General features: G+C 67.1%; 15 protein-coding genes and 2 tRNA genes. 9 read left to right on the forward strand and 8 right to left on the reverse strand.

Going from position 1 to position 21367, the window contains the following annotated elements:
* Nucleotides 1–122: 122 nt before the first annotated feature.
* Complete coding sequence (locus ACWV14_RS23560) at nucleotides 123–1334, forward strand: D-amino acid dehydrogenase (RefSeq protein WP_454903980.1); 1212 nt, start codon at nucleotides 123–125, stop codon at nucleotides 1332–1334.
* Between the two features lie 22 nt (nucleotides 1335–1356).
* Here ACWV14_RS23560 and ACWV14_RS23565 read toward each other — a convergent pair whose 3' ends face one another.
* The 3 genes from ACWV14_RS23565 to polA all read right to left on the reverse strand — a co-directional run bounded on the left by ACWV14_RS23565 (nucleotide 1357) and on the right by polA (nucleotide 6527).
* Nucleotides 1357–2259: a LysR family transcriptional regulator gene (locus ACWV14_RS23565; RefSeq protein ID WP_454903982.1), complete on the reverse strand. Its 903-nt coding sequence runs from the start codon at nucleotides 2257–2259 to the stop codon at nucleotides 1357–1359.
* 126 nt (nucleotides 2260–2385) lie between these two features.
* The gene (locus ACWV14_RS23570) at nucleotides 2386–3669 is read right to left on the reverse strand and encodes a M20/M25/M40 family metallo-hydrolase (RefSeq protein WP_454903983.1); all 1284 of its coding nucleotides are present in this window, start codon (nucleotides 3667–3669) and stop codon (nucleotides 2386–2388) included.
* A gap of 41 nt (nucleotides 3670–3710) precedes the next feature.
* Nucleotides 3711–6527, reverse strand: coding sequence for a DNA polymerase I (polA, locus tag ACWV14_RS23575; protein ID WP_454903985.1), 2817 nt, complete (start codon nucleotides 6525–6527; stop codon nucleotides 3711–3713).
* Between the two features lie 96 nt (nucleotides 6528–6623).
* On the opposite strand from polA, the gene ACWV14_RS23580 reads away from it, so the two are divergent.
* From ACWV14_RS23580 to ACWV14_RS23590, 3 genes are read left to right on the forward strand one after another with little or no spacing between them, the layout of a single operon-like run.
* Nucleotides 6624–6998: a hypothetical protein gene (locus tag ACWV14_RS23580; protein ID WP_422087695.1), complete on the forward strand. Its 375-nt coding sequence runs from the start codon at nucleotides 6624–6626 to the stop codon at nucleotides 6996–6998.
* A 55-nt stretch (nucleotides 6999–7053) separates the two neighbouring features.
* On the forward strand, nucleotides 7054–8118 hold the full coding sequence (locus tag ACWV14_RS23585) for a homoserine kinase (RefSeq protein ID WP_454903987.1): 1065 nt from the start codon (nucleotides 7054–7056) through the stop codon (nucleotides 8116–8118).
* Between the two features lie 9 nt (nucleotides 8119–8127).
* On the forward strand, nucleotides 8128–8958 hold the full coding sequence (locus ACWV14_RS23590) for a BPSS1780 family membrane protein (RefSeq protein ID WP_454903989.1): 831 nt from the start codon (nucleotides 8128–8130) through the stop codon (nucleotides 8956–8958).
* Nucleotides 8959–8985: 27 nt separating this feature from the next.
* Here the strand turns inward: ACWV14_RS23590 and ACWV14_RS23595 are convergent, their stop codons facing one another.
* The 3 genes from ACWV14_RS23595 to ACWV14_RS23605 all read right to left on the reverse strand — a co-directional run bounded on the left by ACWV14_RS23595 (nucleotide 8986) and on the right by ACWV14_RS23605 (nucleotide 16765).
* Nucleotides 8986–10506, reverse strand: a complete 1521-nt coding sequence (locus ACWV14_RS23595) for a DUF3999 domain-containing protein (protein WP_454903990.1) — start codon at nucleotides 10504–10506, stop codon at nucleotides 8986–8988.
* Entirely contained in the window at nucleotides 10503–14219 is a 3717-nt protein-coding gene (locus ACWV14_RS23600) for a DUF2339 domain-containing protein (protein WP_454903992.1), read from the reverse strand. Before ACWV14_RS23600 ends, ACWV14_RS23595 begins: the two co-directional genes overlap by 4 nt.
* 107 nt (nucleotides 14220–14326) lie before the next feature.
* Nucleotides 14327–16765: a UvrD-helicase domain-containing protein gene (locus ACWV14_RS23605; RefSeq protein ID WP_454903993.1), complete on the reverse strand. Its 2439-nt coding sequence runs from the start codon at nucleotides 16763–16765 to the stop codon at nucleotides 14327–14329.
* Nucleotides 16766–16971: 206 nt separating this feature from the next.
* Between ACWV14_RS23605 and ACWV14_RS23610 the strand changes: the two genes are divergently transcribed.
* Complete coding sequence (locus ACWV14_RS23610; RefSeq protein ID WP_454903994.1) at nucleotides 16972–17949, forward strand: GMP reductase; 978 nt, start codon at nucleotides 16972–16974, stop codon at nucleotides 17947–17949.
* Nucleotides 17950–17976: 27 nt separating this feature from the next.
* On the opposite strand, the gene ACWV14_RS23615 is transcribed toward ACWV14_RS23610, so the two are convergent.
* Nucleotides 17977–18843 (reverse strand): alpha/beta hydrolase, encoded by an 867-nt coding sequence (locus ACWV14_RS23615; RefSeq protein WP_454903996.1) that lies wholly within the window; start codon nucleotides 18841–18843, stop codon nucleotides 17977–17979.
* A 91-nt stretch (nucleotides 18844–18934) separates the two neighbouring features.
* Here ACWV14_RS23615 and ACWV14_RS23620 point away from each other — a divergent pair.
* A tRNA-Ala gene (locus tag ACWV14_RS23620) sits at nucleotides 18935–19010 on the forward strand.
* 51 nt (nucleotides 19011–19061) lie between these two features.
* Here the strand turns inward: ACWV14_RS23620 and ACWV14_RS23625 are convergent.
* Nucleotides 19062–19769 (reverse strand): SDR family NAD(P)-dependent oxidoreductase, encoded by a 708-nt coding sequence (locus tag ACWV14_RS23625; protein ID WP_454903997.1) that lies wholly within the window; start codon nucleotides 19767–19769, stop codon nucleotides 19062–19064.
* A 139-nt stretch (nucleotides 19770–19908) separates the two neighbouring features.
* Here ACWV14_RS23625 and ACWV14_RS23630 point away from each other — a divergent pair.
* The 3 genes from ACWV14_RS23630 (at nucleotide 19909) to ACWV14_RS23640 (ending at nucleotide 20869) form a co-directional block, all read left to right on the forward strand.
* A tRNA-Lys gene (locus tag ACWV14_RS23630) sits at nucleotides 19909–19984 on the forward strand.
* Between the two features lie 247 nt (nucleotides 19985–20231).
* Entirely contained in the window at nucleotides 20232–20414 is a 183-nt protein-coding gene (locus tag ACWV14_RS23635; protein WP_455342718.1) for a hypothetical protein, read from the forward strand.
* Between the two features lie 182 nt (nucleotides 20415–20596).
* Complete coding sequence (locus ACWV14_RS23640; protein WP_454904000.1) at nucleotides 20597–20869, forward strand: hypothetical protein; 273 nt, start codon at nucleotides 20597–20599, stop codon at nucleotides 20867–20869.
* Nucleotides 20870–21367: the final 498 nt, after the last annotated feature.

Genomic DNA, 21367 nt, shown 5'->3' on the forward strand with positions numbered 1-21367 from the left:
TCGGGCATGCACTTTGGCTATGGGGCAGCGTGCTATTGGCATGGACGGCGGGTGCCGCGCGGCTCTAAAGTCTGCGCTGCGCCTCATTCTTTTTTCTTCATCACTCCCGGAAAGTTATCCCAATGCATGTCTGTGTGCTCGGTGCCGGCATCGTGGGCCTGGCCACGGCCTGGCAGCTGGAACGCCAGGGCCACCAGGTCACGGTGATCGATCGCGCAACCCCGGGGGCCGGTGCCAGCGGCGGCAACGGCGCGCAGCTCAGTTATTCCTACGTGCAGCCGCTGGCCGATCCGTCGATCTGGAAGCAGTTGCCCAAGCTGCTGCTCTCGCCCACCTCGCCGCTCAAGCTGCGGCCACAGCTCGACCCGCTGCAGTGGCGCTGGGGCATGGCGTTCCTGGCCGCCTGCAACGCGCAAACCTCGCAGCACACCACGGCACAACTCCTGGCGCTTGCAGCCGAAAGCCGCGCGGGCTTCGAGGCGATGCAGGCCGACATTTCGCCCGACTGCGATTTCTCCGCCACGGGCAAGCTGGTGCTGTATGCCGGCGCGGCATCGCTGGCAGGCGCGCGTGCGCAGCTCGAACTCCAGCGCGCCATGGGCAGTGAACAGCGGCTGGTGACACCCGATGAATGCATCGCCATCGAACCTGCATTGGCAGGCTATCGCGGACAGATGGTGGGTGCGGTCTACACGCCGAGCGAGTGCGCGGCGGACTGCCTCAAGGTGTGCGCCGAGCTGATGCGCGCCCTGAGCGCGCGCGGCGTGCGCTTCATGCTCGGCACCGACGTGCACGGCTTTGCGCGCAACGGCAAGCGCATCGCCGCCGTGCGCACCGGCAGCGGCGACGTGGAGGCCGATGCCTTCGTGATGGCGCTGGGCGCTGCCTCGCACAAGCTGGGCCGCCTGCTCGGCGCCTACCTGCCGGTGTATCCGCTCAAGGGCTACAGCATCACGGTCGATGTCGATCCAGCACCAGGCGCGGCACCGCGCGTGAACGTGACGGACAGCGCGCGCAAGGTGGTGTTCGCACGCATCGGCTCGCGCCTGCGCGTGGCGGGCATGGCCGAGCTGGTGGGGCACGACGCGCGCATTCCGGCCACGCGCATCGAAACGCTGGAGGCAGCGACGCGCGCCCTCTTCCCGCATGCGAGCCGATTCGAAGAATTGCATCCCTGGACCGGCATGCGGCCCGCCACGCCGACAGGCCTGCCGATCATCGGCCGGCTGGACGGCGCACCGTCGAACATGCTGTTCAACACCGGCCACGGCGCGCTGGGGTTCACGCTGGCCTTCGGCTCGGCGCAGAGGATTGCGCGGGCGCTGGCGGAATGACCGGCACGAACGGAACAGCGCGCTAGACGGCGTCCTGCAGCGCCTGCTGCATGCAGCGCGTGATGCCGCGCACGACCACCGAATCGGGCCGCCCCGCGAAGCGCAGCGCCCTTATCGGCACCGGGATGTGCGGCTCCAGCATGAGCACGTCGACCTTCTCGCGGTCTGCCGAGCGCGCGGTGCAGCCGTCGATCAGCGCGATGCCGATGCCGTGGTGCGCCATGGCCAAGGCTGCGTGGTAGGTCTGCACCGTCACCACCGCCTGCTGGAAGCCCACGCCGGCCTGCCGGCAAGCCTGGCTCAGGCTGGTGCCGACGGGATCACGGCTGTCCAGCCCGATCACAGGCCGGTCGACCAAGTCGTGCAGCGCCACCGAGCCGTTGCGCAGCAGCGCGCGCGGCAGCATGCCCTTGGGGGCGATGCACACCATGCGGCTGTCGGCCAGCGACTCCTGCGTGAGCGAAGGATGCACCGCCGGGCTGAACGCGAAGCCCACGTCGGCCTCCTGCAGCAGCAGCGCCGACATGATCTGCGGCGAGTGCAGCGACTCGACCGTGATCGCATAGCCCGGGTACTGTTCGCGAAAGGCCTTGAGCGCGCGCGGCAGGATCTCGTAGCTCAGCGCCAGCACGCTCAGGATGCGCAGCTCGCCCGAGTCGCCCGCCGTGCGCAGGTTGGAGGCAAGCCGCTGCACCTCGTCGAGCTGCGCGAACAGGCGCTCGATGTGCGGATACAGCGTGAGCGCCTCGGTGGTCGGCGTGAGCCGTCCCTTGGCGCGCTGGAACAGCGGAAAGCCCAGCTGCAGCTCCGCATGCTGCAGGGTGCGGCTGACCGCCGGCTGCGTGATGTTGATGAGCCGCGCCGCCGCGCTCACGCTGCCGGTGAGCATGATCGCGTTGAAGACTTCGATATGGCGCAGGCGCATGATGATCAGCGGTGGGTCATGCCTTCTTCGCAGAACACCGTGGAACCGGCTTTGCCGGGCCACCGGTGTTGCCCCCGGCAGGGGGTTGGCGAAGCGACACGAAGTGCGCGAAGACTGGGGGCGAACTCATTTGCCGCGGGCGATGTCCATCACCATGCGGGTGCCCAGGTACAGGCGCGGCTCGATGGAGTCGAGCAGCACGTATTCGGCATCGGCCGAGTGCGCGCCGAAGCCCTGCAGGCCGAAGCGCTCGATGACGGGCGCCTTGGTCTTCAGCGCCGCGAAGGCCGCGTCGGTGCCGCCGCCGGCAGCCTTGTCGTCCGCGCCCAGCGGCAGGCCGAGTTCGTCCTTGTAGATCTGCTGCGCATGGCGAGCCATGGCGCGCGAGGCGTCGGTGGCTTCCAGCGGCGGACGGCGGCGTTCGAAATTCAGCTGGACCTTGGCTTCGGGAATCAGCTGCTTCTTCACGCGCTCGTTCACCTGCTGCTCGATGCGGTCGTAGTCGCTGACCTTGAGCACGCGCACGTCCGCGCCCGCCGTGGCGCTGGCCGGGATCACGTTGCGGTTGCTGCCCGACTTCGAGATGGTCCAGTTCATCTTGAGGCCCGTGGCCGGGTCGGACAGGTCGCGCATCTGCAGGATCTGGTGCGACAGCTCGTACAGCGCGTTCACGCCCAGCTCGGGCGCGGAGCCCGCGTGCGAGGCCTTGCCCGTGACATGCAGCGTGACCGAGGCAATGCCGGCGGTGGCAAGCGAGAGCTTGTCTTCCTTGACGTAGGCGCCTTCGAAGGACATGACCGCGTCGTGCTCCGCGCCCATGCGCGTGATGAGCGCGCGGGCGCCGGGCGAGCTGATTTCCTCGTCGCCGTTGATCAGCACGGTGAGCGTGCCGTATTCCTTGAACTTCATCGCCTGCAGCATCGACACGATGTGCGTGATGACGGCAATGCCCTGCTTGTCGTCGGCAATGCCCAGGCCGTAAGCCTTGTCGCCCTCGACGCGGAACGGCTGCTTGTTGAGCATGCCGACGGTGTAGACCGTGTCCATGTGCGCGATCAGCAGGATCTTCTTCTTGCCGGTGCCCTTGAAGGTGGCGCGCACCACGCGGCCCATCTTTTCGGGCGTGTCTTCCATGCGGTAGGCCTCGGCGCTCGGGTCGATCAGCTCGACCTCGCCGCCCAGTGCCTTGAACCTGTCGGCGATGAGGTTCGAGATTTTCTCGAGCCCCTCGAGGTCGCGGCTGCCCGACTCGATGGAGACCAGGTCTTTCAGCGTCTCGAGCAGCGCCGGCTTTTCCTTGGCGGCGAGCGCGGCGATGCGGGCGTCTGGGGCGGCGAAGGCGGTGCCGAACGTGGCGGCACAGACGGCAAAGACGGCGGTGTGCAGGAGCTTGCGATGCGGGAATTTCATTGGGGAGGCTTTTTCTTTCGTCTTGTCTTCGAGCATGGTTTTCAGTGCGCCTTGTCCCAGTTGGGGCCGACGCCGATCTCGGCGAGCAGCGGCACCTTCAGCGCGGCAACGCCGGCCATGATGCGCGGGATTTCCGTGCGCACCCATTCGACCTCTGCCTCGGGCACTTCGAACACCAGTTCGTCGTGCACCTGCATGATCATCTTCGTGCCGCGCTTCTCTTCGTCAAGCACGTTCTGTACCTTCACCATGCTGAGCTTGATGAGGTCGGCCGCGGTGCCCTGCATCGGCGCGTTGATGGCCGCGCGCTCGGCGCCACCGCGGCGCGGGCCGTTGGGCGAGTTGATCTCGGGCAGGTACAGGCGCCGGCCGAACACGGTCTCCACGTAGCCCTGCTCCTTGGCCAGCGCCTTGGTCTCGTCCATGTAGGCCTTCACGCCCGGGTAGCGCGCAAAGTAGCGCTCGATGTACGAGGCCGCGGCCTTGGTCTCGATGCCGAGGTTCTTGGCCAGCCCGAAACTGCTCATGCCGTAGATCAGTCCGAAGTTGATGACCTTGGCATAGCGGCGCTGCTCGCTCGACACCTCGCCGGGCGTGGAGCCGAACACCTCGGCCGCGGTGGCGCGGTGCACGTCGATGCCCTCGGTGAAGGCGCGCAGCAGCGACTCGTCGCCGCTGATGTGGGCCATGATGCGCAGCTCGATCTGCGAGTAGTCGGCGCTGGCGATCACGCTGCCGGCGGGGGCCACGAAGGCCTCGCGCACGCGGCGGCCTTCGGGCGTGCGGATCGGGATGTTCTGCAGGTTGGGGTCGTTGCTGCTCAGGCGCCCCGTGACGGCCACGGCCTGCGCATAGTGCGTGTGCACGCGGCCAGTGCGCGGATTGGCGAGCTGGCCGAGCTTGTCGGTGTAGGTGCCCTTGAGCTTCGACAGGCCGCGGTGCTCGAGGATCTTGGCGGGCAGCGGGTAGTCCTCGGCCAGCTTCTCGAGCACTTCCTCGTCGGTGCTGGGCGCGCCGCTCGGCGTCTTCTTGACCACGGGCAGGCCCAGCTTGGTGAAGAAGATCTCGCCGATCTGCTTGGGCGATCCGAGGTTGAAAGGCTGGCCGGCGATTTCGTAGGCCTCCTGCTCGAGCGCCATGATGCGCGTGCCGAGTTCGTGGCTCTGCGAGGCCAGCGTGGGCGCGTCGATCAGCACGCCGTTGCGCTCGATGCGGTAGAGCGCCTCGCTCGAATCCATTTCGAGCTGGTAGATGAAGCGCAGCTTTTCGTCCCGCTCCAGCTGGGGCCAGAGGGTGTTGTGCACGTCGAGCGTCTGGTCGCTGTCTTCGCAGGAATATTCAGCCGCCTTGGCGATGTCGACCTGGCTGAAAGGGATCTGGTGTGCGCCCTTGCCGCACAGGTCTTCGTACGAGATGCCGCTGCGGCCCAGGTGGCGCTCTGCCAGGCTCGACAGGCCGTGCGGCTTGTGCACTTCGAGCACGTAGCTCTGCAGCATGGTGTCGTGCGCGTAGCCCTGCACCTCGATGCCGTGGTTGGCGAACACGTGGCGGTCGTACTTGATGTGCTGGCCAAGCTTCTTCTTGTCGCCGTTCTCGAGCCAGGGCTTGAGTTTGGCGAGCACTTCGTCGATGGACAGCTGCTGGGGCGCATCGGGATAGTTGTGCGCGAGCGGAATGTAGGCCGCCTCGCCGGGCGTGACGCTGAAACTCACGCCGACGATCTGCGCGACCATCTCGTCGAGCGAGGTGGTCTCGGTGTCGATGGCGGCCAGCTCCGATGCCTCCAGCCTGGCGAGCCAGGCATCGAACTGCTCCCAGGTCATGACGGTGTCGTACTTGAGATTGCTCGCGGGGGCGGCCGCCTCCAGCGCAGACAGGTCGGCGGGCTCGTCGAACAGGCCGCCCTGGTCCTTGCTGGCCTTGGCACCGGCTTTCTTCTTGAGGCTTTCCTCGATCAGCTCGGGCGGTACTTCCTGCGCCTCGAGCGTCTTCACCAGGCTCTTGAAGCCGAACTTCTCGTAGAAGGGCTTGAGCTCGGCCGTCTGCGGCGCGCCGACCGGCAGGTTTTCGAGCGACGGCAGGCCGGCGACGTGGCCGTCGAGGTCGCAGTCGGTGCGGATCGTCACCAGGCGCTTGCTCAGCGGCAGCTTGTCGAGCGCACCGCGGAGGTTTTCGCCGGCGGCGCCTTTCACTTCGGCGGCGCGTTCGACCAGCGCGTCGAGCGAACCGTATTCGAGCAGCCACTTGGCCGCCGTCTTGGGACCGACCTTGGGCACGCCGGGCACGTTGTCGACGGAGTCGCCCACCAGTGTCTGGTAGTCGACCATCAGGTGCGGCGGCACGCCGAACTCGGCCGTCACGCCGGCCACGTCGCGCTTCTTGCCGTTCATCGTGTCGATGATGGTGATGTGCTCGTCGACCAGCTGGCTCAGGTCCTTGTCGCCGCTGGAGACGATCACCTCGATGCCCTGCGCGGCGGCGATCTTGGCGAGCGTGCCGATCACGTCGTCGGCCTCCACGTCGGGCACGCTGAGCACGGGCCAGCCGAGCAGCCTGACCACTTCATGGATGGGGTCGATCTGGCTGCGCAGGTCGTCGGGCATCGGCGAGCGGTTGGCCTTGTATTCGGGGTACCAGTCGTCGCGGAAAGTCTTGCCGGGTGCGTCGAAGATGCAGGCTGCGTAGTCGGCGCGAACCTCGCGGCGCAGCGCGGTCATCATGTTGATCATTCCCCGGATGGCGCCGGTGGCCGGGCTCTTCGGGTCGCCGGGCACGGCCCGAAGGTCGGGCATGGCATGGAAGGCACGGTAGAGGTAGCTCGAGCCATCCACGAGCAGCAGCGTTTTCTTGTCGGTCATCGAGGCATTTTGCCGTGCCCGGCCTGGCCTGCGGAACCACACCGGGACGAGGTGCAAACCGACACCCCCGTGCAGGCGCACGCCTACAATGAGCGTATGCCTAGCTCCACACTCCTGGTCGCCCGCCGCATCCTGCTGGCGCTGGCTTTCGCAACCCCGTTTGCCGCCACCGTGCATGCGCAACAGCCCGCGCCCGCACCGGCAGCCGCACCGCCGGGCGAACCGCTACAAAATCAGGAGCAAGCCGCCGAAGGCCGCCGAAACCAGAAGGTGGAGAACCTGCACACCGAGGACAGCGCCGCCACAGTCGACGAAGTCCGCTACGGCGGCCGTACGCAGAGCATCAACGTCAAGCCCAAGTCGAACATGCCCGGCTACGAAGTGCTCCCCGCCGACGCCGCCACCGGACGCCAGGGCTCCACGGAAACGGGCGCCAACGGCCCCCGCGTCTGGAACGTGATGAAGTTCTGACCGTGCGCTTCTTCGTTTCCGCAGCAGCAAGCGCAACGCGGCGCTGAGCCCCGTCATGGCAGTTTTTACCGAAGTCGAATTCGGCGAGGCAGACGCGCTCGTTCAACGCCTGGGCCTGGGCCCGCTGCGCGAGCTGCGCGGTATCGAGGGCGGCATCGAGAACACCAACTACTTCGCGACCACGGAGTCCGGCGAGTTCGTGCTCACGCTGTTCGAGCGCCTGAGCGCCGAGCAGCTCCCCTACTACCTTTGCCTGATGAAGCATCTGGCGAGTGCCGGCCTGCCGGTGCCCGCGCCGGTGGCCGAGCCGCCCGCACCCGATAAGGCTGCCAGGAAGGTGTCGTCGCCCGCGGCAGGCGCTGCCGAAGCCGCATGCGACCTGCTGCACACCGTCGCCGGCAAGCCTGCGGCAGTGGTCCAGAAGCTTTCCGGCCGCAGCGAACTGGCGCCCGGCGCCGCCCACTGCGCCGAACTGGGCGCAATGCTCGCGCGCATGCACCTCGCGGGCCGCGACTACCCCCGCATCCAGCCCAACCTGCGCGGCCTTCCCTGGTGGAACGAGACGGTGCCGGTGGTGCTGCCGTACATCGAGGAATCGCAGGCGACTCTGCTGCGCGCCGAGCTGGCCTACCAGAACCACGTCGCCGAGTCGTCGGCCTATGCGGCGCTGCCGCGCGGGCCGGTGCATGCCGACATGTTCCGCGACAACGTGATGTTCGCGACCGGCGGCAGCGACGAAGGCGCCCCGCCCCGCCTGACCGGCGTGTTCGACTTCTATTTCGCCGGCACCGACACCTGGCTGTTCGACCTGGCTGTGTGCCTGAACGACTGGGCCATCGACCTGCCGACCGGCCGCCACGACGCCGAGCGTTCCGACGCCCTCCTGTCGGCCTACGAAACCGTGCGCCCGCTGAACGCGGCGGAACGCGCGCTGCTGCCCGCGATGCTGCGTGCCGCCGCGCTGCGCTTCTGGATTTCCCGCCTCTGGGACTTCCACCTGCCGCGCGAGGCGAGCATGCTCAAGCCCCACGACCCCGCGCATTTCGAGCGCGTGCTGCGCGACCGCGCCACCCACCCGCATGCCATGGCCCAGGCGCTCGCGCCGCTCATGGCAGCCTGACCCTCACCCATGAAACTCAACCTCGTGCCGGCGCGAACCGGCGCCGAATGGGTCCGCCTCGGACTCAAGACCTTCTGGCGGCAGCCGCTGGCCTTCATCTCGCTGTTCTTCCTGCTGATGGCGATGATGTCGACGGTGTCGATCCTGCCGGTGATCGGCAGCATCGTCGCGCCGGCGCTGGTGCCGTTCATGACGCTGGGCCTGATGGTGGCCACGTCGGTGGCCTACACGGACAACGCCGAAGGCGCCGGCCGCGCCGGTGACGCGCGGCGGCCCACCGGTTCCGCGATGCTCGTGGCGGTGTTCTCCGCCATGCGCGCCGAATGGCGCGCGCTGCTGGTGCTTGGCGTCATTTCCGCCGTGTACTTCGTGCTGGCCGTGCTGGTGACCACGCTGGTCGACGGCGGCCTGCTCGCAAAGGCCTACCTGCTCGACGACCCGCTGACACCCGAGGTGTTTGCCAGCAGCGACTTCCAGCTCTCGCGCATGCTGCTGATGTGCCTGAACCTGCCGCTGTCGCTGGCCATGTGGCACGCGCCGGCGCTGGTGCACTGGCACCGCGTGGAGCCGGTGAAGAGCATTTTCTTCAGCATCGTCGCGCTGTTCCGCAACTTCGGCGCCTATGCGCTGTTCGGCATCGCGTGGTTCGGCGTGTTCCTGATCGCCGGCATCGGCATGGGGCTGGTGGCCACTGTGCTGGTCGGCGTGGGCGCACTGGGCGCCGGCGGAGCCGCGCTGGCGGTGGGCAACATCCTGATCATCGGCACGGCGCTGGTGCTCGCGGCGATGTCGCTGAGCTCCACCTGGTTCACCTTCCGCGACACCTTCGATCCGAACTGAAGACGGCCCGCTGCGGCCATCGCCGGATCAGTCGGCCGCGGCCCGTTCCTTCTCCTTGCGCAGGCTCGCGAACAGCGACCACGCCATTCCGGCCAGCAGCAGCAGGCCGGCACCCAGAGCCCCCCACAGCCACCACTTGCGCGACGACTCCTGCACGGGAGCGGCTCGCGCCTGGACCGCTGGCGCCACGGCGGCGGCAACACTCATCAGAGGCAGCTCGACCGATGCACCGTCGGCGGCGACAGGCTTGTCCGCCGCATAGCCCGGAATCAGCGTGGACAGCGCCAGCGGTGCACCGGGCTCCACGCCTTCCACGGTGCCCGCGGCTTCCGGCGCCGAGCGCCATGCCAGCGAAAACGGCGCCGCGCCTTGCGCCAGGAACACCAGCGTGCGCGGCACCGCGCCCACGGCGATGGTCGGCGGCGTGGCACCCAGCACGCTCACCGGGCCCGAGGTGCGCAGCCGCAGCCGCGCATGCACCGCTCCATCGAGCGCCAGCACCGGCGAGCGCGCTTCGCCGCCTGCCTGCGCGAGCCGGTACACCACGGTGTCGACCAGCGGAGCTTCGTCCGCCAGGGCAGAGCGTTGCACCGGCTGGCGCTGCCGATGCCGCAGCGCATAGAGCGGATTGAGCGGCACCGGTCGCGGCGGCAGGGCGGATGACGCGGGCACCGGATCGGACAGGCCCGAAATCGCCACCTGCGCCAAGGTGTTGATGTCGGCGAGGTCGATGCGCAGGCTCTGCACCGGCAGGCCGCGCGGCAGCAGGTAGTCGCAGTAGTCGGTGGCGCAGCGCTCGGGCTTCAGCGAAGCAGACCATTCGAGCGGCGCGACCGGCTCGACCTCCTGCACGCTGTCGATGCCAACGCCGGTCAGCGCCACGCCGTGCTGCGGATCGCTCCAGCGCAAGCGCAGGAAGCGCGCGCGCAGGTTGCCCAGGTCGACCGCGAGGCGCTCGATGGCCTGGCCGCCGTGGGACAGCCGCACGAGCTGCTCCTCGCCGCCCACGGGGCGCCAGCGCCGCAGGTCGTCGCTGGCTTCGAGATGGAAAGCGAACAGCCCGCGCGCGTCGGGCGCGATCTCGAAGCGCGCCTGCAGCAGGCTGCCCTTGACCCGGCTCAGGTCGATGAGCCATTGGGCCGCGTCGGTCGCCTTCCGGCTGGCGGCCTTGCCTTCAAGCGCCAGCGAGCCGTCGGGGCGCACCGTGAAGGCGAGCGCCGCATCGCCGGACGCAGCACTGGCATCGACACCGGGCAACGCGAAGATCGGCACGTTCCGCGAAGCGGTTCGCGGTGTCGCGGCTTCGTTGCGCAGCCATGCATAGGGCACGGCATGGCCGGCGCCATTGCGCACCCGCAGGTCGCGCAAGTCGGCATAGGCGGCGCGGCTATGGATGGACAGTGGCAGCGTGAGGCGGTGGTACGGCCCCGTGCCTTGCAGCGTGATGGGCGCCGTGGTTGCCGGTTGTGCGATGGCGCTCCCAGCCATCACGGCCAGGAGCACGGCGCCCGCGCGAAGCGTCCGCATCGATGAGCGATATTGGCTCATGCCGCCCCGCCTTCCGCTGGCGCCTTCTCCGACGCATCCTGTGGCTCTTCCCGCTTCGGCGGTACGGGCGCGAAGTACCCCACCAGCAGAAGCAAGGCGCCCACCGCGATGAACGACACGATGCGGAACAGGCCGCCCCGGTCCGCCAGCTCGACGAAAAACAGCTTCAGCACCACCACGCCGAGCAGCGCCGCGCCCGCCACCCACAGCGTGCGCACCCGGCGCGAATGGCCGAGCACCATCGCCACCACGCCGCAGACCGCCCAGGTGATGGACAGCGCCGCCTGCGTGAGCCATGAGGCATAGAGCGCATCGAAGCGCCATTCGACGCCCGCATCGTGGTGGCAGGTGCGCAGCACCATGCCGGTCAACAGCGCAAGCCCGGTGAAGCCGGCCGCGCCCTTCGCGACCATCGGCTGCACGCGTGCGAACGACGCCGTCGGCAGCGCACGCCACCACAGCACCAGCGCAAACAGCACGAGCCATTGCGCGAGTTCGAGCGGATTCAGCAGTGGCACATAAGGCAGCGGTGCAGCGTCGCCAGGGCTGACGGCGTTCGTCACCCACACCCAGGCAAGCAGGTACGCCGCCACCGGCGTCGCAGCCAACTCGAGGTAGGCGGGGCGGTACTCGGAAAGCGGCCAGCGTTGCAGCAGCGCGCGCGAGCGCATCGCCCACAGCACCAGCGCCGGCACGATCGCCCAGCCCAGCAGTTGCCAGCTCGACCACTCGGCGCCGACGCGGCCGAGCTGCCATTGGCATTCGCGCGCGGCCAGCAGCAGGAAGAGCCAGAAGCCGGCGACATGGAACGGCGTCAGCACCCAGGCCTCGAACCACTGCTTTTGCGCGCGCAGCAAGCGCAGATGCCAGGCGAGCGCGAGCGGCCAGGCGATCCAGCCCAGCGCGCTCGACGGCACGTAGAACAGCGTCGGGCCACCCACGATGCAATAGGCCGCGATCAGGCCGAAGCCCGGCAACGTGGCGATGGTCGCCTTGCCGAGCTGCGACCAGTCGCGGCGGTGCGCAACCAAGGCTGCCAGCGCGGAGGTGACGAGCACCACGGCCATCGCGGCGGCGGGCACATGGCTCGACAGGCCATGACGATCCAGCACGCGAACGCTTTCGTCCAGCATGCCGAACAGCCACCAGCCGAGCCCCCAGACCACCGGCGCCCACAGCACCACAGGGATGGCGCACCACGCATTGGCCCAGCGCTTGCGCGCCGAGCCAGCCGGCTCGCTCACGCGAGGCCTTGCCTCGTCGCGCAGCCAGTCGCCTGCCAGCAGTGCGGCCAGGCCGAGCACCACGGGCGTCCAGAAACGCAGGCTGGCGAAGGCCGGTGCGCCGGCTGCATCGAGCTCGGCCGACTGGGTAGCGCCAAATGCAAGAGCGCTGATTACCTGCAGCACCCCGGCCAGCGCGGCGAGCGGGAAATGCGCCATGCGCAGTGCGACCCACAGCACCACCGTGGCGGTGAGCGGCCACAGCAGCGCGGCTTGCGCAAGGCTCAACTGGAACAGCATCGCCAGATGCAGCAGGCTCACGCCGGCCAGCACGCCGAGCACATTGCCCGTCGACCACACCGGCTGCACGCCGCGCGCCAACGCGGCGCGATGCGCCTGCAGCATCGACCACGCGGCGCTGCCGAGAACGCTGAGCGCGATGACAGTGGCAGCCACGGCCCCCTGCCATCCGCTTTCGAGCACGCGCCCGTCGGCGATCTCGCCGGTGCGGTGCAGCGTCGCGATGAAACCCGCAACCGCCAGCGCCTGCATGCCGAAGCTCACCTGCGCGAGCGGCGACAACGCGAAGCGGATCGCCACCGCAAAGGTGACCGAGGCGAGCACTGCCGTGGCGGCGGCGGCCCAAGGCGGCGTCCACCACTGCCACAGCAGCAGCGTGAGCGCGGCCATGCCTAGCCACGGCAAGGCACCGCCGGCCACGGCCTCCACGCCCTTGCCTTCGTCGAGCCTCGCGCGGCGATGGATGGCCCACATCGCGAATGCGCTGACGGCCACGAGCACCGGGCCAATCACCGAACCATCGAGCAAGGGATGGCCCGGCGCTGCGTCAAGGCGTGTGGCCTCCAGCAGCTTCAGCACGGCGCCGGCGAACACGACGAACGAGAAGGCGCGCGCATACACCCGCTGCTGCCGTGCGCCCAGCCAGTACATGCCAGCGGCCTCGACCGCCCAGGCCGCGCCGGTCCATTGCCCCTCGAGGCCCAGCGGAATCGCGAGGGTGCCGAAGATCACGCCGACGATGGCGTAGGCCTCCGCGAGCAGCGCCAGCCCCTTGGGCTGGGTGGCGAACACCAGCCGCCCCAGCAAGAGGTAGAAGGCCGCGAGCGCCATCGCCGAGAACGCAGCCCCGTATTCCCACGGACGCATCAGCAGGACCTGCATGCCGAACGCGACCATCGGTGTGCCGAACACCAGAGAGCTGTCGACACGGCCCGCACGGCGCAGGGTGTCGAGCGCGCGGGTGGCCAGCGGCTGGGCGGGCTGCACCGGCGCGTCGAACAGCGTGCGGCGCGCGAACAGCAGGCCGATGGCGGTGAACAGCAGGAAGAAGACGATCAGGAAGGGCTGCACCGTCGCGTACTGGTCGTCGGTGTAGTACTTGTGCGCCCAGCCGGCGGCCAGCGTGAAGGTGCCGACGAAGCCGATCAGGTTGAGCACGCGCCAGGCCCGGAACCAGGCGATGAGCACGATGCCGATGTCGAGCACCAGCAGGTAGGTGAAGAGCCCCACCGGCTGGTTGGAGCCGGTGGACGCCAGCACCGGCGCGGCGAAGCCCTCGAGCGCCGCGACGATCGCCAGCACCGGCGCGTTCTGCAGCACCGCCAGCGCGGCGCTCAGCACCGCCACGCCGAACAGGAATGCGAAACCGACGCCGGCGGGCAGCAGCCCGCTGAGCTTCATGGCCGCGAGCGTCGTGAGATAGAAGACGCCGATACCCGCGCCCTGCAGGATCAGCGCATAGCCCGCGCGCTTGTTGCGCAGCAACCAACCCAGCACCAGCAGGCCGGCACCGACCAGCGCCACCGCCGCGTAGCGCAATTCGATCGGCACGGTCACGCGTTCGGCCGTGTAGCGCAGCAGGAAAGCCAGTCCAAGGAACAGGATCAGCACGCCGAGCTTGACGAGCATGTTGCCGCCGAAGATCAGGTTCGCAATAGGCGCGGGGAGACGGTCTCGCAGCGGGACCGGGGGTGGAGGCGGCGGGCGGCGCACGGGTGCGGGGGCGGCTACCGGCGGCTTGGCGACCGGAATTGCCGGAGCGGCCGGCTCGGGTGCGGCCTCCGGCCTCGGAACCTGCACGACGGCGACTTGCGGCCGTTGCACCTCCAAGGGCTGGGCTGGCGGCAATGGCACTTCGGCCAGCGTGACTTCGGGCACCGCAGGCAGTTCAGTGGCTTGCACTGCAATATCGCCCGCGCCTTGCGTCAGCCGCCGCTCGAGCATGGCGACCCGCTGTTCGAGCTCCGTCACGCGCCGCTGCAGCTTCATCATGCCGCCATCGGCGACCGCAGGGTCCGCGGGAGCCTGGCCCGGGATGCGTTCAGCTTCGGTGCGATGCGGCGGGGCCTTCTTCTTGCCGATCAACCGCGGCAACAGGAACGCACCAGCCACCGCGAGCACCAGCGCCACGGGCACCGATTCGAACAGCGCCCCGATGAACAGGCCGGCAATGATGCCTATGAACCACATCCTGACTCCCCTTGTTTGGCGAGTGCGGAGTTTACGGCGGTTCAGCAGCCAGGGCGGCACGGCGCCGCGAGCAGCCTGGATTGTTAGCTATAGCTTTAGTAGCAACCTCAGATCGGCGTGAGCTTGGCCACCGACAGGGCCAGCCATTTCACGCCATGCCGCGCGAACTTGACCTGCGCCCGCGCGTCGTCCCCGGTGCCCTCGAGGGCCGTCACCGTGCCTTCGCCGAACTTGTTGTGGAACACCTGCATGCCCGAACGCAATCCGTGCGAAGGCGCCGTCTTCTGCGGCGGCACCGGCGGGCTGGCGAAGGTGTCCTTGTCGCGGCTGCCGCCGCCGTAGCTGTTGGCGCCGTAGCCGCCACCGCCCCCTCCTCCACCGCGCGTGCTGCCGTAGCCGCCGCCGTAGCCGAAGGCCGAAGTGCCGCCACCGAAACCCTGGTTCTTGGGTGTGAGCCACTTGAGCGCGCCCTCGGGCAGCTCTTCGAAGAAGCGGCTCTTGACGTTGTAGCGGGTCTGGCCGTGCAGCATGCGAGTCTGCGAGTGGCTCAGGTACAGGCGCTTGCGGGCGCGGGTGATGGCCACGTACATCAGGCGGCGCTCTTCCTCGAGGCTCTCGAAGTCGCTCATCGAGTTCTCGTGCGGGAACAGGCCCTCTTCCATGCCGGTGATGAACACGCAGTCGAACTCCAGGCCCTTGGCGGCGTGCACGGTCATCAGCTGCACCGCGTCCTGCCCGGCCTGCGCCTGGTTGTCACCCGACTCGAGCGCGGCGTGCGTGAGGAACGCAGCCAGCGGGCTCAGCGTTTCGCCGGTTTCGGCGTCGGGCGCGAGCGGCTCGTCGATCACCGGCCGCGTCAGGTCGATGCCCTGGCTCGCGGGCGACTGGCGCAGTTCGTCGACCGGCAACGCCACCGCATCGCGGCCAAAGCCTTCCTGCGTGACGAAGCTCTCTGCTGCGTTCACCAGTTCGTCCAGGTTTTCGATGCGGTCGGCGCCTTCGCGGTCGGCCTTGTAGTGCTCGACGAGGCCGCTGTGGTCGAGCACCAGCTCGATGATCTCGCGCAGGCTCACGCCCTGCGTCTGCTCGCGCAACACATCGATCTTGGCGACGAAGCCGGTGAGGTTGGCGCCCGCCTTGCCGCCGACCACGCTCACCGCGTCGTGCAGCGAACGGCCGGCCGCGCGGGCCGCGTCTTGCAGGGTTTCGAGCGTGCGCGCACCGATGCCGCGCGGCGGGAAGTTCACGACACGCAGGAAGCTGGTGTCGTCGTCCTTGTTCTCGAGCAGGCGCAGGTAGGCCAGCGCATGCTTGATTTCTGCGCGCTCGAAGAAGCGCAGGCCGCCGTACACGCGGTACGGCACCGAGGCATTGAAGAGCGCGGTTTCGATCACCCGGCTCTGCGCATTGCTGCGGTAGAGCACGGCCATTTCCTTGCGCTCGAAGCCGTCGCGCGCGAGCTGGCGCATTTCCTCGACCATCCACTGCGCCTCGGCCAGGTCGGTGGTCGACTCGTACACGCGCACCGGTTCGCCCGGACCCTGGTCGGTGCGCAGGTTCTTGCCCAGGCGCTTCTTGTTGTGGCTGATGAGCTCGTTGGCCGAGTCCAGGATGTTGCTGTAGCTGCGGTAGTTCTGCTCCAGCTTGATCTGGTGGCGCACGTCGAACTCGCGCACGAAGTCGGTCATGTTGCCCACGCGCGCGCCGCGGAACGCATAGATGCTCTGGTCGTCGTCGCCCACGGCAATCACGCTGTTGTCACGCCCGGGCTCGAACTGGCCGCCGACCGTGTTGCCGGCGAGCATCTTGATCCACGCGTACTGCAGGCGGTTGGTGTCCTGGAACTCGTCGATCAGGATGTGGCGGAAGCGCCGCTGATAGTGCTCGCGCACCGGATCGTTGTCGCGCAGCAGTTCGTAGCTGCGCAGCATGAGTTCGCCGAAGTCGACCACGCCTTCGCGCTGGCATTGCTCTTCATACAGCTGGTAGAGCTCGACCTTCTTGCGGTCGTCGTCGCTGCGCACCTCGACGTCGCCGGGGCGCAGGCCGTCTTCCTTGGCGCCGGCAATGAACCACTGGGTCTGCTTGGCGGGGAAGCGCTCGTCGTCGACGTTGAACTGCTTCATCAGCCGCTTGATGGCCGAGAGCTGGTCTTGCGTGTCGAGGATCTGGAAGGTGGACGGCAGGTTGGCCAGCTTCCAGTGCGCACGCAGCAGGCGGTTGCACAGGCCGTGGAAGGTACCGATCCACATGCCGCGCACGTTGACGGGCAGTATGGCCGTCAGCCGCGTCATCATTTCCTTGGCGGCCTTGTTCGTGAAGGTCACGGCGAGGATGCCGCCGGCGGACACCTGCCCGGTCTGGAGCAGCCATGCGATGCGGGTGGTCAGCACGCGGGTCTTGCCGGAACCGGCGCCCGCGAGGATCAGCGCGTTGCCTGCGGGCAACGTGACCGCGGCCAGTTGCTCCGCGTTCAGGTTCTTGAGCAGCGGCAGGTCCGAAGGATTCGGGGAGTGGGCGTCAGCCGCAGGATCGTTAAACAACATCCTCCGATTGTAGAAACCACTGCGTATGCTGGTTATACGAAGAAGCGGAAGACCCGGCTTCGCAAGACCGCGTAAAATCAATCACCGGGCCCAAGTTTCTTGCGCCCGGTTTTTTGTGGGCGTTTTCTTTGCTGAACGCACCACGAAAACCGGCCGGACCAAGCGCTCTTTCGTTCCCTTCAACGATTCCTTTCTGGAGCCTGGCCATGCAAATCTTCGACTACGACAACATTCTTCTGCTCCCGCGCAAATGCCGCGTGGAGAGCCGCTCCGAGTGCGACACCAGCGTGACGCTGGGCGAGCGCAGCTTCCGCCTGCCGGTGGTGCCCGCCAACATGAAGACGGTGGTCGACGAGTCGATCTGCCTGTGGCTGGCGCAGAACGGCTACTTCTACGTGATGCACCGCTTCGACCTCGACAACGTCAAGTTCGTCAAGGACATGCAGGGCAAGGGCGTGTTCGCCTCAATCTCGCTCGGCGTGAAGAAGCCCGACTACGACACCGTCGACCAGCTGGTGGCCGAGGGCCTGACGCCCGAATACATCACCATCGACATCGCGCATGGCCACGCCGACAGCGTGAAGAACATGATCGGCTACCTGAAGCAGAAGCTGCCGAAGGCCTTCGTGATTGCCGGCAACGTCGGCACGCCCGAAGCGGTGATCGACCTCGAGAACTGGGGCGCGGACGCAACCAAGGTCGGCATCGGCCCGGGCAAGGTCTGCATCACCAAGCTAAAGACCGGCTTCGGCACGGGTGGCTGGCAGTTGTCGGCGCTCAAGTGGTGCGCCCGCGTGGCGACCAAGCCGATCATTGCCGACGGCGGCATCCGAGACCACGGCGACATTGCCAAGAGCGTGCGCTTCGGCGCGTCGATGGTGATGATCGGCTCGCTGTTCGCGGGCCATGAAGAATCGCCGGGCAAGACGGTCGAGGTCGACGGCACGCTGTTCAAGGAGTACTACGGCTCCGCCAGCGACTTCAACAAGGGCGAATACAAGCACGTCGAAGGCAAGCGCATCCTCGAGCCGATCAAGGGCAAGCTGGCCGACACACTGGTCGAGATGGAGCAGGACGTGCAAAGCTCGATCAGCTATGCGGGCGGCCGCACGCTGATGGACATCCGCAAGGTCAACTACGTCACGCTGGGCGGCGACAACGCGGGCGAACACCTGCTGATGTAAGCGCCCTGCGCTGCCGCGCCACGCCGGTCAGGCTTCGAGCAAATGCACCGCATGGCGGTGCAATGCGTGGGCCGGGTCGGCGAGCGCATCGACCACGCCGAAGTGGTTGAGACCCGGCAGCACTTCGCACACCGGCACGGTGTTGCGGCCCCACGCCTCGCGGATCATCGCGTTGTGGCGGATGAACTCCTCGCTCTCCTCGCCGCCGGCCACTGCATAGAGCTGGCCGCGCTTCGGCGCGGGCCACAGCGCCGGGCTGGCGCGCAAGGCGTCAGCATCGGTCAGCTTCAGCGTGTTCACCAGGAACGGCGTGTGCTGCAACGGACGCAGGTCATAGAGGCCGGAGATCGACAGCGCGTTGCACACCAACTGCGCTGGCAGATCGGGCGCGACCGCTTTCCAGTCGCACGACAGCAAAGCCGCCGCCATGTGGCCGCCGGCCGAATGGCCCGCAACGGTGATGCGAGAGGGGTCGCCGCCGTAGGCCGCAACGTGACGCCACGTCCATTCCAGCGCGCGCACCATCTGCATCAAGATGCCGGGCACGGTCACCGGCTGCTCCGGCGTGCCGGGGCAAAGCGCGTAGTTGGGCTGGACCACGCATATGCCGCGGTCGTTGAACGCCGGGGCGATGAAAGAGTGGTCTTTCTTGTCCATGGCGCGCCAGTAGCCGCCGTGGATGAAGACCAGCACCGGCGCGTCGGGCACGGGCGCCGGAAAGACGTCGAGCGTTTCGTTCGTGCCGCTGCCGTAGGGAATGTCTATCCGGGCGGGCAAGGTGTCGCGCGCGGCGGCGGAGTCGCGCGCCCAGCGCTGGAAGTACGCGGGGTGGTCTTTCACCCGCGCAAGGTTGTTGTACATGCCTTCCAGCCAGGCGGGTTCGTACGAGGCCATGCGGTTCTTTTCTCAGTGCTTCGAAAGGCGCGAATCTTGGCACGGCGGCATGTTCCAAAACCGCGGTTCTGGTTAAAATTTGCCCTGCGTTGGGGGGGTAGCTCAGCTGGGAGAGCGCCGCGTTCGCAATGCGGAGGTCGTGAGTTCGATCCTCATCCTCTCCACCAACCGATACTGAAAAGGCCTTGGCATCCGCCAGGGCCTTTTCCTTTTGCGGCTCAGGTGTCGAGCGTCAGGTGCTGGCCGTGCAGCGCGGCGGCCGCCGGCGACGCAAGAAAGCCAATGGTCTGCGCGGCGACCGAGGTCGACACCCACTCGGCCGGATTGGCGTCGGGCATGGCTTGGCGGTTCGCGGGCGTGTCGAGCACGCTCGGCGCCACGCTGTTCACGCAGACGCCGTGCGGTGCCGCTTCGGCCGCCATGGCTTCCACCAGCCGCTGCAGCGCGCTCTTCGAAGCGATGTACGCGGCCATTGCCGGCAGGCCGCGCGCGGCGACCTTCGCCGTCACGGCCACGACGCTGCCTGCTCGGCGTTCGATCATCGAAGGCAGCACAGCCTGAGTCACAGCAACGAACGACCATGCGTTGAGATTCATCATCCGGTCCCAGCTATCGCGCGAGAGCGCATGCGTGGCCTCGCCCATTTCGAAACCGCCCGCGATGTGCACGAGCGCATCGATCTGCCCGAAGGACTTGAGCGCCTGCGCGGCAAGGCCGGCCATGCCGGACGCCGAGGTCACGTCGCCCGCGAGCAGCAGGTGCCGCGAGTTGTCGAGGCCCGGAAAGACCTCGGCGAGCCGGCCTGCATGATGGTCGACCAACGCAAGGCGCGCGCCTTGGTCAAGGAAATGCTGGGCCACTGCGCGGCCCAGTGCGCCAGCGGCGCCGGTGATCAAGACATGGGACGTGGTGCTTGCATCGCTCATCGAAATTCTCCTGGTTGAAGGGCCTCGCCCGTCGGGTGTGGCGAATCCTAACGCTGCGACTCACAAATTTTTTGGACAAGATCAAAATCTGGGATATACTCGTGGTCTTGCCAGAAAACACTAAACGTTTTCAAAGCAAGGGCTCTTAGCTCAGTTGGTAGAGCAGCGGACTCTTAATCCGTAGGTCGAGTGTTCGAGTCACTCAGGGCCCACCACCAACACTAGGAACTGCGCGGTTCTCGCGCTATTTCTTAAGAAGCACTGTTCCGCAATCGCGAAACGTGCTCCGCAAAACAGAGAAGCCTCCCGTCGAAAGACTGGGAGGTTTTTTCTTTTCCGGCCTATCTGAAAGCCGCGCATCACAACGCAACGGCGGCCTCAAATTGAGGTGGCGCAGTCGGCCGAGGCGGCGGGCAGTGCCCCTTGCTCGATGACGCGATGATTGCCGTGAAGTCCGGCACCATGGACTACGTTACCGGCCACGCTGACGCCCAACCCGATCAAAGACTGGCGGTCGGGTACAATCCTGCAACGCTCAATGGTTCTGAGCGCTGTCCTCCGGGCAAGCTGAACCCCATACCAGCGCGTCGAAGTCACTACGACGAAGAAAACAAAAATGACTTCATGCAAAAGAATTTGCCGTAGCGTGGACCGCGTAAGAGTTCACGACCACATTCTCAAAGCCCGCCTTGTGCGGGCTTTTTCATTGGCGTGCGTGCTATGCCGGTCGGCACTGCCAAGCAGTCGCAAAGCGGGTGCACCGCTCGGGCCTGCTCTTGGAGTACAGTCATAAGTCCTCAACACGGAGCCCGCAAGGGTAGGACAAAATGGCCACACCGGAAGAGGCAACTGCAACCGCTTCAGCTGCGAACCTTCTCGGAACAGAGATGGCGCTTACGGCAGCTCTGAGAGCGCTCATCAAGACTCACCCCCAGCCCAACCTGCTCGCACAAGAACTTGTGCAACAGCGGCAGTTTTCTCAGGCTCATCTTGAAGCAAGTCCCGTATCGGACAAGGCACTGATGGGCTTCGAATTGACCTGGGCAATGATCCTCCATCAGGATCCCGCGCAAGACGTACAACTCGTGCCAGCGTCCTAGCTATAAGCTGGCGGGCAAATCGAAGGCGGCTTCAGCTGGTGGCCTTCCACCGGCAGCGATGGGCGCCGCGCTGGCTGCACGGACGGCATCGGCGCGGGCGCGCCAGGTCTGTTCTTGCGTGCGTGCCTCTCGGATCGCCATCGCGCATCCAACCGCGCCGCGCGTGACTCGCGCGCGCCTTGCTTGCCCACCTTGATGGCAAACGGGGGAAGGCGTCCAAGCTGTTCCGGTCGAGTTGTCCAGCCGGGATGTGGGCCCGCACCCCGCCGCCATATTAGGTGGTGGCGATGTACGCACCAGCGCCAAGAGGCCTGAGCCCCTCTGCCTTGCAGATCTCGTCGCATGGGTCCCTCCCGCCAAGCATGACTTTCTTCACAAATGCTCAGACCTTACTGAACAAGTCTGAGCGTTTGGCCGAATGGAACCCATTGCTGTCTCGTCCCAACCTTTTCCGAACGCAATGAAAAGTGGAGATTCAAGCCATCGACCGCTTCCTCG

This window comes from Variovorax durovernensis, from assembly GCF_977011995.1.

What these genes read in the sequence shown, in the direction of transcription:
- ACWV14_RS23580 (WP_422087695.1), top strand. Translation starts at nt 6,624, where the DNA reads ATGCCTAGCTCCACACTCCTGGTCGCCCGCCGCATCCTGCTGGCGCTG.
- ACWV14_RS23635 (WP_455342718.1), top strand. Translation starts at nt 20,232, where the DNA reads ATGGACTACGTTACCGGCCACGCTGACGCCCAACCCGATCAAAGACTG.
- ACWV14_RS23610 (WP_454903994.1), top strand. Translation starts at nt 16,972, where the DNA reads ATGCAAATCTTCGACTACGACAACATTCTTCTGCTCCCGCGCAAATGC.
- polA (WP_454903985.1), bottom strand. Translation starts at nt 6,527, where the DNA reads ATGACCGACAAGAAAACGCTGCTGCTCGTGGATGGCTCGAGCTACCTC.
- ACWV14_RS23600 (WP_454903992.1), bottom strand. Translation starts at nt 14,219, where the DNA reads ATGTGGTTCATAGGCATCATTGCCGGCCTGTTCATCGGGGCGCTGTTC.
- ACWV14_RS23560 (WP_454903980.1), top strand. Translation starts at nt 123, where the DNA reads ATGCATGTCTGTGTGCTCGGTGCCGGCATCGTGGGCCTGGCCACGGCC.
- ACWV14_RS23625 (WP_454903997.1), bottom strand. Translation starts at nt 19,769, where the DNA reads ATGAGCGATGCAAGCACCACGTCCCATGTCTTGATCACCGGCGCCGCT.
- ACWV14_RS23590 (WP_454903989.1), top strand. Translation starts at nt 8,128, where the DNA reads ATGAAACTCAACCTCGTGCCGGCGCGAACCGGCGCCGAATGGGTCCGC.
- ACWV14_RS23570 (WP_454903983.1), bottom strand. Translation starts at nt 3,669, where the DNA reads ATGAAATTCCCGCATCGCAAGCTCCTGCACACCGCCGTCTTTGCCGTC.
- ACWV14_RS23605 (WP_454903993.1), bottom strand. Translation starts at nt 16,765, where the DNA reads ATGTTGTTTAACGATCCTGCGGCTGACGCCCACTCCCCGAATCCTTCG.
- ACWV14_RS23585 (WP_454903987.1), top strand. Translation starts at nt 7,054, where the DNA reads ATGGCAGTTTTTACCGAAGTCGAATTCGGCGAGGCAGACGCGCTCGTT.
- ACWV14_RS23640 (WP_454904000.1), top strand. Translation starts at nt 20,597, where the DNA reads ATGGCCACACCGGAAGAGGCAACTGCAACCGCTTCAGCTGCGAACCTT.
- ACWV14_RS23615 (WP_454903996.1), bottom strand. Translation starts at nt 18,843, where the DNA reads ATGGCCTCGTACGAACCCGCCTGGCTGGAAGGCATGTACAACAACCTT.
- ACWV14_RS23565 (WP_454903982.1), bottom strand. Translation starts at nt 2,259, where the DNA reads ATGCGCCTGCGCCATATCGAAGTCTTCAACGCGATCATGCTCACCGGC.
- ACWV14_RS23595 (WP_454903990.1), bottom strand. Translation starts at nt 10,506, where the DNA reads ATGAGCCAATATCGCTCATCGATGCGGACGCTTCGCGCGGGCGCCGTG.